This is a genomic window from Lysinibacillus sp. RC46 (assembly GCF_041262385.1).
Lineage (GTDB): Bacteria > Bacillota > Bacilli > Bacillales_A > Planococcaceae > Lysinibacillus.
Genome location: NZ_JBGCCF010000023.1, coordinates 49,205 through 61,496 on the forward strand (window position 1 = coordinate 49,205; position 12,292 = coordinate 61,496).

Annotated in this window: 11 protein-coding genes; 9 read left to right on the plus strand and 2 right to left on the minus strand. The window is 33.6% G+C overall.

Features of this window, described 5'->3' with window-relative positions; translation table 11 throughout:
* Positions 1-116: 116 nt before the first annotated feature.
* The 3 genes from ABH966_RS19120 to ABH966_RS19130 are packed head-to-tail and all read left to right on the plus strand — an operon-like array spanning position 117 to position 4,037.
* Positions 117-1,454 (plus strand): tyrosine-type recombinase/integrase, encoded by a 1,338-nt coding sequence (locus ABH966_RS19120; protein WP_370081144.1) that lies wholly within the window; start codon positions 117-119, stop codon positions 1,452-1,454.
* Between the two features lie 2 nt (positions 1,455-1,456).
* Entirely contained in the window at positions 1,457-3,598 is a 2,142-nt protein-coding gene (locus ABH966_RS19125; protein ID WP_370081146.1) for a site-specific integrase, read from the plus strand.
* The gene (locus ABH966_RS19130; RefSeq protein ID WP_370081148.1) at positions 3,564-4,037 is read left to right on the plus strand and encodes a hypothetical protein; all 474 of its coding nucleotides are present in this window, start codon (positions 3,564-3,566) and stop codon (positions 4,035-4,037) included. Before ABH966_RS19125 ends, ABH966_RS19130 begins: the two co-directional genes overlap by 35 nt.
* A 92-nt stretch (positions 4,038-4,129) precedes the next feature.
* Here the strand turns inward: ABH966_RS19130 and ABH966_RS19135 are convergent, their stop codons facing one another.
* Both ABH966_RS19135 and ABH966_RS19140 read right to left on the minus strand, forming a co-directional pair.
* Positions 4,130-4,480: a cyclic-phosphate processing receiver domain-containing protein gene (locus ABH966_RS19135; RefSeq protein ID WP_370081150.1), complete on the minus strand. Its 351-nt coding sequence runs from the start codon at positions 4,478-4,480 to the stop codon at positions 4,130-4,132.
* A gap of 160 nt (positions 4,481-4,640) precedes the next feature.
* A complete protein-coding gene (locus tag ABH966_RS19140; RefSeq protein WP_370081152.1) occupies positions 4,641-5,447 on the minus strand; it encodes an abortive infection family protein in 807 nt (268 codons plus the stop codon).
* Positions 5,448-5,747: 300 nt separating this feature from the next.
* On the opposite strand from ABH966_RS19140, the gene ABH966_RS19145 reads away from it, so the two are divergent.
* The 6 genes from ABH966_RS19145 to ABH966_RS19170 all read left to right on the plus strand — a co-directional run bounded on the left by ABH966_RS19145 (position 5,748) and on the right by ABH966_RS19170 (position 12,272).
* Positions 5,748-6,521, plus strand: a complete 774-nt coding sequence (locus tag ABH966_RS19145) for an SDR family oxidoreductase (protein WP_289417341.1) — start codon at positions 5,748-5,750, stop codon at positions 6,519-6,521.
* Between the two features lie 655 nt (positions 6,522-7,176).
* Positions 7,177-8,154: a helix-turn-helix transcriptional regulator gene (locus ABH966_RS19150; RefSeq protein ID WP_370081154.1), complete on the plus strand. Its 978-nt coding sequence runs from the start codon at positions 7,177-7,179 to the stop codon at positions 8,152-8,154.
* Positions 8,155-8,321: 167 nt separating this feature from the next.
* Entirely contained in the window at positions 8,322-10,010 is a 1,689-nt protein-coding gene (locus ABH966_RS19155; protein ID WP_370081156.1) for an AAA family ATPase, read from the plus strand.
* 573 nt (positions 10,011-10,583) lie between these two features.
* Complete coding sequence (locus tag ABH966_RS19160) at positions 10,584-11,108, plus strand: TetR/AcrR family transcriptional regulator (RefSeq protein ID WP_370081158.1); 525 nt, start codon at positions 10,584-10,586, stop codon at positions 11,106-11,108.
* Between the two features lie 88 nt (positions 11,109-11,196).
* A complete protein-coding gene (locus tag ABH966_RS19165; protein WP_370081160.1) occupies positions 11,197-11,619 on the plus strand; it encodes a DUF3995 domain-containing protein in 423 nt (140 codons plus the stop codon).
* Positions 11,620-11,660: 41 nt separating this feature from the next.
* Complete coding sequence (locus ABH966_RS19170) at positions 11,661-12,272, plus strand: histidine phosphatase family protein (RefSeq protein WP_370081162.1); 612 nt, start codon at positions 11,661-11,663, stop codon at positions 12,270-12,272.
* Positions 12,273-12,292 lie beyond the last annotated feature (20 nt).

Sequence of the window (12,292 nt, forward strand, 5' to 3'; positions counted from 1 at the left end):
GCTTTTTTATTTTGACTATCTTTCTTATTTAAATTTGTTATAAGACTGAACATTTTACAATGACGAAAAAAAAACATTAAAATAAGAATATTCGTTCCTTTTGAGGGGGTTAATAATTGTATTGGTTTGAATATTGTCCTAAACATATCGAAAGTAAGTATGAGCTACTTGTATTTAAAGAAAATCACCCCTTTCTACCTTTAACAGATTACTACCATGACTGTTTCGGAAGAATAGACAAAAGTTCTGCCATATCCTATTTGAATTGTCTACTTCCATTTTTTAAATGGTTAGAGAAAGAAAGCAACTATCAAGGAAAGAAAGTGCAATGGAATGATCCAGAAGAAAAAATACGTGTTGTGGTTGAAGATTATTTGATGTATGAAATGAAGTGTAAGATTCGTGATAAAGACACGTTTCGCTTTGTAAATTTAACTAGTAAAAGTCCTAATACGATAAGTCGTTTTTTATCGGCATTAAAATCTTTTTATAAGGCTATGATTCGTTTGAAACGGTATCCGTATAGTAATCCATTAATAGATGGTCAAACTCTCTTGCACAGCTATAAAGTTGAGATAAAGGGTGTTCGAGATGATAAGCCAAGAATGCCTTCAATTGCAGGTACAGAAGAAGTTATCCCTCATAGAAGATTAACGGATTCCTATTTTAAAATTATCAATGAAGAATGGCAACCACAAATTATTGATGATATAGATCTACCTTATCAAGTATATCAAGCTGGAAAAAAAGCAAGTTGGTCACTTCGTGAAATGGTGATAGCTCGTATGCTATTTGAAACAGGTGCAAGAGCCTCAGAAATTATTGAATTAACAGTTGGTGATTACCGCAAACGTAAAAGTCATCAAGAATTTATTACCTTCAATAAGGGGAGTCATGGTAGAAAAATAAAGTTTATACGTGTTAGCAAAGATACGGTGAAAATATTGTTTCACTACATAGATACTGAAAGAAAACCCTTTGACGAGAATCATTTAAATTTTGAACAATTACCTGATGATGCCCCTATCTTTTTATCAGTAAATGGAACACCTCTTACTTATCACGCTTGGTACTACCACTGGAATCGAGCAATGAAGAGTAATGAACTAAGTTTAAATCCACATAAAGCAAGGCATTGGTTCGTTACTTCTCGATTACGAGAGATTTATAACGTTGCACAAAATGAAACAGAAATTCATCAACGAAAAAACGAGCTGATTAAATATATGAAGTGGAAAAATCCAGATACGATGAATGTGTATGAGCATCATTTTGATGAAACGAAACATCGAGAAGCTCATGAGAATATGTTGGAGCAAATGCAGAAAAATGAAGAGGATTATATTAAACAAAAATCTTTGAAGAAATCAAAACCAAAGCTTGAAGTCATTGAATCATCTATCATCGAAAACTTTGATGAAGATTTAAAAGAATTGTTAGAAGGGTTGGAATAAATTTGGATGAAATAACGCAGTCAAGACCTAAAACAGAATGGTACGATAAAATGCTTGGGCAAATGGATACTCGATTAATGTGTCTACAAAATAATAAAAGTGAATTTTTAATTGATAAATTAGATGAACGGTTGCTTAAATATTTGTATAACAACTGCTTAACTTTCGATTGGAAAAATCAATTGTTGCTTATAGCGTTAATTGGAGAAGTTAGGAATAATGACACACAAACTATATTTACTATAATAAGCATACTTCATCCAAGACTCAAAGACATTTTTAGGGAATGTAACATTACTTCATTTTCAGATTTCGAACCAAATGTCCATGTAGATAAATATTTGAAAGGTGATATTTGTATCAATTCTTCTAACAGTATGAAAAAGGATTTACTAAGTAAATATAATTCTTCTGAATACTATACTAAAAAGTGGATTAGTGAAAACCTTCCTTCAGGTGAACAGCAATATTATAATAAGTTTTTATTACCACCCTTTTCATATGATAGTAGAGAGTTTTCCTTTACTAAATTAGCCATAGAACAAGCCCAAAACACTCGTAAGGATGAAACAGATGCTATTGTGCCACATCTTTCAACAATACGTGCAGAAGCAAATCTACGATGGAATCAAATGAAGAGATTGAGAGATGCGTTTCATCAACAAATAAGGGTGATAGAAACTGATTCAATATCATTACCGATTGAATTTTCTTATGCGGAACCAAAACGTATTGGGGAAGTATTTTATTTTCGTTTATGGGACAAACCTTCCTTTGTACTAAACCATCAAAAGGATTTTTCAGATATTATTATAAAGCAAGCGACACAAAAAAAGTCGACTTATTCTGATGAAAATAATGCTTATTTTCTTGAGTTTATTCGTGCTGAATCAATAGAGAGTGATTCAGCACCTGAAGGTCTTTGGTTTAATGAATTAATTGAGCAGAACGTTTTAGGAAAGTGGGTACAAAACAGACCCATCGAAGAACATGAGAAGATTTTTAATTTCTTATCTTTATGGGGATACGAGTCTGATAACGGGCAAAAACCCTATACGTTTCATTCGAGGCATAAAGGTATACTAACACCTTCAACATTTATCACTTTACACAAGGACAAAGCAGAAGGTTTATTAATAGATGTAGAACCATTTTATGTGGCTTGTACATTTGGTCTATTAGCCATCGACATTTTAACAACAACAGGTGCAAGAAGGAATGAATTACTTCAAATCAGTAATACAAAAGAATGTATTGAGGTAAAGAAAAAGAACAACAAGCTACATTATTCCTATAAAGCTATTCCTAAAGGAAGAGATTCGTTAGAAGAGTTTTATTTAAGTAAACAAACGATGGAACATATTCAAACAGTATCAAGGATGTTAAAAGCACATTATGACGCTGATAAAATTCCAAGTGTCCTTTACAGGGAGGGAAGAAGGCACGTATTCCCCACACCTTTACCTTATTATTTCCAATATGCAGGTAAAGCATTACAAGGAAATGCTTTACACAGTTCCATTCGATTTTTACTTCATGGATTATTATTTGAGAGGCAGAACGGAAAAGCTGTAACTGTGAAAGCACACCTTTTACGTCATGCATTTGCAACAGAAGCTGTTCAGCGTCAAAAAATGCCGATTGATATTGTCGCAAAAATGTTACATCAGAAGGATTTGAATGTAACAGGGTATTATTCAGCTCCCACACCTACACAAATCGCAGAATCAGTAAGTGAATTACATGATGTTATTTCAAGTTATGTAGACATTGATGATGTGTATATAAGAAGTCCACAAGAGTTGCAAAAAGAATTTGATGCCTACGCCGAAAAAGTTGGTGTATTTAATAAAGTGTTGGGTGGTACTTGTGTTACAGATTACATTTGTCCTACTAAAATGCAATGTTTAGGCTGCAAAGCAAAAATACCCGAACCAGACCAAGAGGATGAATTATTAGAAGTCATTCAGTTATCAAAAGATATGGAAAGACGATTTAAACAAATGGGATTAGAGGTCGAAGTTCGAAAAGCGAAAGAGATGGCAAAGCAAGCGAAGATTGAATTGAAAGAGATTGATTTAATTAAGCAATATAGAGAGGAACGTAGCTATGAACCAATCACCAAAAGGAATCCATTTAGATAAACATCAGTGGCTTGATCAAGTACATCAGCAACGTAAGAAGCGTTCTGTTTCTATCGGTAAACAAACCATTGACTTTCTTGTAACTCAAGGAATTCCTGTAACCTATCATAACATTAGCGAGCATTCGAAAGCCTTTGATGATAAAGGAAAGGGCATCCATATGAATACCATTAAGCGTAATGAGGAACTACATGCCTATTATCAACAGTATAGCAGAACCTATAAAGTAAAGAACACGCATAAAAAGTCAGTCATGCCTTCTAAATTTGACGAAACTGCATTAAGAAGGATTTCTTCTGAACGGGATATAAATAACGCTAAGAAAAAATATATGCAGCTTTCTAAAGAGGAGTTAGTGAATCGCTTACTAGCAGTTGAACAATATGTGGCTGAAAATCATCAACGATGGGTCGCAAATCATTTTGAACAGTTCAAATAATTTAAAAAAATATGGGCATTCGTAATAAGTAGTGGACTTGCCCATTCTTTTTCTTACTAAACAATTTGTTCGTTCAATTGTTTAGTATTACTTCATTCGGTATATTTATTTTCGGTAATAGAATAGTGGTAAATTTCAATATCTGAATCAATGAAACCTCTTCGTTTCGCTCCATGCAGTGTTTGATACATATTCTCTCTACCAACAGGGTTGTCCGTATGAATATATATTTTGTTTGCCCGTAACCCTTTTTCACAAATATACTTTACTAAGTCATAACCTGTTGGCAATAGATTACCTTGTAGATCTTCTCCTAAATCATGGTCAAGAGAAAGTATATCTACTTCGTGAGTTTCAAGTAAGTGAATGGCTTCTTGAAACGTTCTTGCCACGACAAAACCACTAGGACAATCTCTTAAATCATCTACATATACATTAATCATATTATTAATTCCTTTCTCCACAATATGTTTCAAATGCGTAGTGAAATTATTTTTAAAAATTAGTTTCCACTACTTGTTACGAATAGCCAAAAATATATAAACATGACTAATAATAAAGGGATATTTACGTGCATTTTCCAATATCTCTTTATTACTCGTTTTACAACCAATGTATTAATTCAACCATTTCATCAACTTCATCAATAAATTTGAGAATAGCAATAATATGACTGCATATTAGCTTGCTTTCATTACTGTTTAGAATTTGATTATCGTGTGCAAAACTTCTATTGTTTCGAACTTGATTATATTCACTTAAAATGTTCGTATATACTTTTAAAATTTGTAATGTCATATTAGAATCAACAATATTACTTGCTTCTAAGTGCTTACGATACTTACCGAATAAGGTGTGTAATCCATCTTCTTTATCATAAGGTAATTTATATTTAGTACATAGTTGTCTGAAAAAACGCGTACAGAATGTATGTAATCTATCTAGTGCAAGTTCTGGTTTATCTTCTTTTAGATTTTTCTTTATTTCATCTGAAAGGATTTGAAGAGAGGCAGAACCAAATACGTCAATTGTTGTAAGTGTATCAATATCACTGTCTAAGCTAAATTCAAGTGTTAAATCTGGTATAAATATAATACCTTTTAAATCATAGCCGACTTCTGATGGAATTAAACTTTGGCAAACATCAAATAAGGTTGACTTAATTTGGGGTTTATCTAATTCTTCAATCGCTGCGGAAGGTAATGCAAATTTTATATTTATACCTTTAGCATCCCAACGACTTCCTCTTGCCCCATCAACATAATAAGATGTACCTAAATCTTCAATAGATAAAGTAGCTGTTCTCAAAACCTCCCATGACATATCTGCATGTTTTCTTTTCAGTTCACTTATCACGACTTGAAAGAATTTCTCCTCACTAACGGGTAAACAGTATGTATAATCACTCATAAAATACACCCCCACTCTTATTATTACTAGTATTTTACAGTATAAATTGATTCTTATCTATTGTAGCTTGTAATAAAGATTGATTATTTATAATAAAGAACGATAATTTGTAATAAAGTTTGATTAAAATCATCCTTCCTCTGTAAATTTCTTAGAGGTTAGATGATTCTTTTTTGGATATTTATGTTAATGTAACTATAAAGATTGTGATGAAATGTACTTAAACTAACGAAGCAGTTTAGTTCAATAAGTAATTTGGTCAATCATGGTAAAGTAATATTAGGTATGGGAGAGATGATAATGGACCAATTAAAAGGGAAAGTTGCGATTGTTACGGGTGTAAGCCGTCTGAAAGGGATAGGAGCCGCTATTTGTAAGGAGTTAGCTGATTCGGGTTATCATATATTTTTTACTTATTGGACGGAATATGATAAAAAAATGCCTTGGAGCATTGAATTAGATGAACCCGTTAAATTAAAAGAAGAATTAATAAAAAAAGGTATTAAGGTATCATTTATGGAGTTGGATTTAACTCAACATGATGCACCTGAACAACTTATAAATAAAGTTTCTGAACAACTTGGTAGTCCTGATATCTTGATTAATAACGCAGCATACTCAACCAACAACGATTTTTCTAATTTAACTGCCGAAGAATTAGATAAACATTACATGGTAAATGTGCGTGCAACGACACTATTAAGTAGTAGATTTGCTCAAAGGTTTGATAAGAAATCAGGTGGAAGAATAGTCAATATTACTTCAGGTCAGTTTCAAGGACCAATGCCTGGCGAATTAGCATATGCAACAACAAAAGGAGCAGTTGATGCTTTAACTATTACGTTGTCGGCTGAACTAGCCCCTTTAGGAATAACGGTTAATGCATTAAATCCAGGTCCAACTGATACAGGTTGGATGACAGAAGAAATAAAAAATGAATTAAAACCGATGTTTCCTTTCGGTAGAATAGGAAAACCGAGAGATGTTGCAAAAACCATTAAATTTCTAGTGAGCGATGAAGCAGATTGGATTACTGGTCAGATTATTCATTCAGAAGGTGGATTTAAAAGGTAATTTAACTAAAAAGGCTTTGGTTTTAGAACCTTTTTGTTGTATTAAATTCCAAGGAAGTTATCAATTTGTGAAACATTGTACTTAAACTCCCATGAAAGAACGTAATCATCTTTCATTTTCTGTGGTGAAGTGCTGATTTTTGCACTGCATGAAGGGCTAACGGGGTGCTTTAATTGAATATTCGCATCCCGAAATAATCAAACTTTTTTATAAAAACCAAACTAGATAAATAAAGAACCAACTGTTTTGATCAAACTTTGTTTCAAAACAGTTGGTTTCTTTCTGTATAAAATCAGCGTTTGCAACTTACTTTTAATCGAACTTTATTAAAAAGCTACATCTATATAAAAATAAAAGCAGAATTAGTCCTTCAACTAATTCTGCAAAAAGCTATTATAATGTGTAACATTCTATTTATCATGTTGTTAAATCTTTAACAGTAGAAAATAACTTGACTTTTAATAAAACACCGAGATTGAGGTCCTTTTTATCTGCTAATACGGAATTAACTGTAAAAATAAAGTGAATTATAACAAAAGTATAGTATGTCGTGCCAATTATACCAATAAAATAGAAATTACGTAGTTAAAAGGACTAATAGTGTCCAACTCTTTTTGTATAATAGAAAAGTAACTTTGAAGAGAGAGTGGGATATATGGTAGATTCACAACAAAACAAAGGCTATCGCGTCATTTCGATGTTTGACAGACTAATGGATGGTCAAGGAATTAACAAAAAACAAGAAGCATTTACACATAATGTTGGTGAAAAAACCATACAACGGGATTTGAATGAAATTCGAGCGTATCTGGAAAAAGCTAAATTGGGTTGCCATTTAGAATATGTGCGGACAGAAAATGTGTACAGACTGACAAATAAAGGGGAAAGTATTTTATCGAAGGAGCAAGTTTTAGCGATTGTTAAAATTCTCATCGAATCAAGAGCACTGCTAAAATCAGAAATGAGCGCTATTATAGATAAGCTTATTTCGATTGTTGCGGCTGATAAGCAGGAGTTTATTCACAATATTATTTTAAACGAAAAACATTTGTACGTAGATTTAAATCATAAAAAGTCTCTATTGCCTTTAATTTGGGTTCTATCTGAGGCGGTTCAAAAAAAGAAAATCATTAAAATTGATTATTTACGTGAAGGCGAAATAATTCCTACAGAAAAGATTTTAAAACCACTCGCGGTCATTTTCTCAGAATACTACTTTTATTTAATTGCTTATGATAATAAGCACGAAAAGGATTTGCCCATTGTGTATAGAGTCGACCGAATTCAACATTTTCATGAGCTTGATAAAAAATTCCAAATACCATATGCCGAACGTTTTCAAGAAGGGGAATTTCGCAAACGTATTCAGTTTATGCATGCTGGCGAGCTAATGCGTATGAAGTTTATCTTTAAAGGAACATCCCCGCAAGCTGTGTTAGATCGCTTACCAACAGCAAAAATATTATCCAAAAAAGATGGGCAATATTTATTTGAAGCAGAAGTTTTTGGACATGGTATTAAAATGTGGCTGCTGAGCCAAGGGGCAAACATTGAAGTGCTAGAGCCAATTGAGCTTAGAGAAGAGATGATTGAAACGATTCAATCAATGCAGCAAAATTATCGCTACATATAAAAAATAAGATAAAAATCCGCGTAGATTCTAATCTAGGCGGATTTTTACCTTATAAGAATGTAATTTCATAAAAAAGATCACCTTATTAATTCTGAAAATTTGCACATAGGTATTCTTTTCCACGCTATAATTGAGCATATACTGAATGGATAAAGGGTGGCAATCAAATGACATATAATCATGAAGAAAAGGATATATTGTATCCAGATGGTACATTAATGTATCGTGGCGGTGTGAAGAAAAATGACTTTGGTCATGACATTTATGATGGAAAAGGTACGTTATTTGACCAAGAAGGGGAGCTGTTATTCGAGGGAGAATTCGTCAATCATATGAAGCAAGGTAATGGCATCATGTATTTAAAAGGTCAAATGATTTATCAGGGCGAATTTATTCAAAATAAAAAACAAGGTAATGGAATTTTATATAAGGATGGTCAGGTATATTATGAGGGGCATTTTCGTAATGATTTAATGGAAGGTTACGGGATTTTGTATTATGAGGAAGATGCTATTGCTCCATTTAAAGAGCTTCGTACACAGTATTCGCATTTAAACCAGCCGCAATATGAGGGTGATTTTGTCCATGGCATGAAGAAAGGCAAGGGGAAACAATACTATCCAAGTGGTTTTTTACAATATGAAGGTGATTTTATCTGGAATCATATGCAAGGTGCTGGAAAGCTATACTTCGCACCAGAATCGCCAAGTACTAAGGAGCTTTCAAATGGTGTAATATCCCTTCAATATGAAGGCTATTTCTTTGAGGATATGAAGCATGGAAAAGGTAAGAACTATTCTAGTCAAGGTGTGCTAGTGTCGGAGGGGCAATTTAAAGAGGATGCTATGACGGGACATGGTACTCTTTATTATACTAATGGACAGGCTTCCTATATCGGAGACCTTGTAAATGGAGAAAAGCACGGTCGAGGAGATTATTTTAATGAAGAGGGAAAAATTATTTATAGCGGTGAGTTTATTAACGGTGAACGTTTACGAATAACACCAGAAATAGAGCGAGAAATTGAAAAGTTACAGAAGCAGCTGGATGGACTTGTAGGACTTCCAAATGCCAAGAAGGAATTACACAATCTAATTAATTTCATTAAAATTCAAAGCTTGCGTGTTGACCATGGTTTAACAAGCTTCCCAATCACCTATCATCTAGTGTTCTCTGGAAATCCAGGTACAGGAAAAACAACAGTGGCACGTATCATAGGCCAAATATATAAACATCTTGGTGTACTCTCAAGCGGGCATTTTGTTGAAACAGATCGTGCAGGCTTAGTAGCGGGATATGTTGGTCAGACGGCTTTGAAGGTCCAGGAAGTTGTGAATAAAGCAAAGGGCGGCGTGCTTTTTATAGATGAAGCTTATTCACTAATTAATGATAAACAGGACGCTTTTGGTAAAGAAGCGATTGATAGTCTATTAAAGTCGATGGAGGATTTACGTGATGATTTAGTTGTCATCGTTGCTGGTTATACAGAGCTCATGGAGGAATTTCTTCTTGCTAATCCAGGCTTTAAATCACGCTTCAATCATTTTGTGCAGTTTGATAATTTTAGCACGGATGAGCTTTATGATATTTTTGCCATGCTATGTAAAAATAATGATTACCAGTATGGTGACGTATTTGCACACCATATGAAGGAGCAATTGCACCAAATTCCAGTCGAATCAATTCCAAACTTTTCGAACGGTCGGTATATTCGAAACTTATTTGAAAAGCTCGTGACTATTCAGTCAAACCGCTTAATTCAACAGAAAGCTATTACGAGAGAAGAATTAATGGAATTTACAGAGAAAGATATTTTACTAGGCATAGCAGAAAGTCTATTTGATAATACATTTTAACTTCTTTCAGCAAATGTCTTTAGTAGCGAAAGCAAAGCGTCAGCTACAAATGTTCGTTGAGACAGAGGAACTCAGTCTAGAAACAAGTTGCTGACGCTGCGTTAACACTACGCTTTCGCGCAAAAAACATCTGCTGCTGACGCTTCGCTTTCGCGCAAAAAACATCTGTTGGCTCGGATGTCACGCAATTATGCCTCGGCATAATTGATAAGTTGTCATTGAGGTCAAGGGATTAATAAAACTTGGCCTCAGCTGTAGACAAAAAATATGATCAATAGACAAAGTTGATTTTCACTCTTAGTCACCATTTTCCGCTAATATCAACGGTTCCTCGTTGCTGCCTATAAGCGATCTTTTCGATATAAAATGAAAAAAGGAGAGAAAGATGAAAAAACTTTTAGCTATTATATTAGTATGTGCATGTATTTTACCGAGGGTAATGACTATAAATATTACGATTGACAATAACATTAAAGTTCATAAAAATAAATAGATTAAACAATTTACAAAAAATGAAATTAGTAGTAATCTAAAACAAAAACATACGCTACCGTATTTTTCTGGAGAGATGACATGCAATTAACGAGGGAAGATTGGATAAAAGCAGGCTTACAACAATTAGCTGATGAAGGAATACATAAAGTTCGTATCGAAGCACTTGCTCGATTACTAAAAATAAGTAAAGGGAGCTTTTATCACTATTTTCGTGACCATCAAGAGCTGTTAGATTCTATGGTCGACTATTGGGAAATACATGCAACAAAGCTGATTGTTCAAAGTATGGAGCAACAGGGGGCTTCCTTAGAACAGCTATTAAAAATTAGTTTTAATCGAGATAAAAAAATGGAAATTGGTATTTATACTTGGGCAAAATATGATCCTGTTGTTGCAGCACGCTTAGTGGATATTGAAGAACAAAGAATTTCTTGTGTTGCGAAATTGTATCAAAAAAAAGGCATAAACAATGCTGAATCGATAGATAGAGCGAGACTTGCCTATTTAACGTATGTAGGATGGATGACAAGGTTTGAAGAAAATCCTAATTTTGATCTTGATAAAATGGTTGAGCTTTTAATCCACGATTATAAATGTCCCTAATATGGTTATAGAACCTGAAGGGACAAAATTATTACCATAACATACGGTAGTGTATGTTTTAGGATTGCGATAATTTGGAGGTAACTATATGAAATCAATTTTACCATTAGTAGCTGCGGGATTACTGTGGTTTATCAGTTTTTTGCATATATATTGGGCATTTGGAGGTCGATGGGGTTCTGCAGCTGTTCTCCCTGTAAAAGAGGGGGAGCATAAACCTGTTTTTACTCCAAGAAAATGGGGAACATTATTCGTAGCCATTCTTATTCTATTTGCTAGTATCATTATCGTTGTTCAAGGTGATTATTTGCAGAGCTTTCAAGCAAATAGTCCATCTAAAATCGGAAGTATTGTCTGTGCTATAGTTTTCACTATTCGGGCGATTGGTGATTTTAATTATGTTGGAATTTTTAAAAAAATAAAACATTCACAGTTTGCTAAATATGATACTTGGATCTACAGTCCATTATGTTTGTTCTTTGGATTTGTCTATATCATTCTATTGTTTTAAAATGAGTGACAGCGGGGGAGAAATTATAGGGGGAAACAATATTGAATCAAACGATTTACTTACTTCGTCATAGTGAAACGGAATTTAATACACAAGGACGATATCAAGGAGAGCTCGATTCTCCATTAACAGAAGTGGGTGTACATCAAGTACAACAAAATGCACAAATGCTGAAAAGTTTAATTGGAAATCCTAATGAATGGAAAATTTTTTCGAGCCCATTAGGCAGAGCCATGCAGAGCACGGAAATAATTTGTGAAACAATTGGATATGACTTGAAGAATGTTGAAAAAGATGATCGTTTAACTGAGGTTGCAGTGGGACAATGGGCTGGACTAACAATGAAAGAAATCGAAAATTCTTGGCCAAATCTTCTTCAAAATACAGACGTGTATAATTGGTATTTTAATGCGCCTAATGGAGAAGCTTATGACTCAGTAGTGAACAGACTAAGTGCTTGGCTAGAAGACATTCAACATATACCGAAAGTGATTGCTATTTCACATGGTTTAACAGGTCGTATTTTACGAGGAGTATATGCGGATTTAAAAAAGGATGATGCACTGAAGTTAGAAGTATCTCAGGATGTATTTTTTAAATTAGCGAATAAAGATATAACGAGAATTTGTTCGGATTTCGATGATTTTTATTAATAAAAAATCAGCTTTAAGAA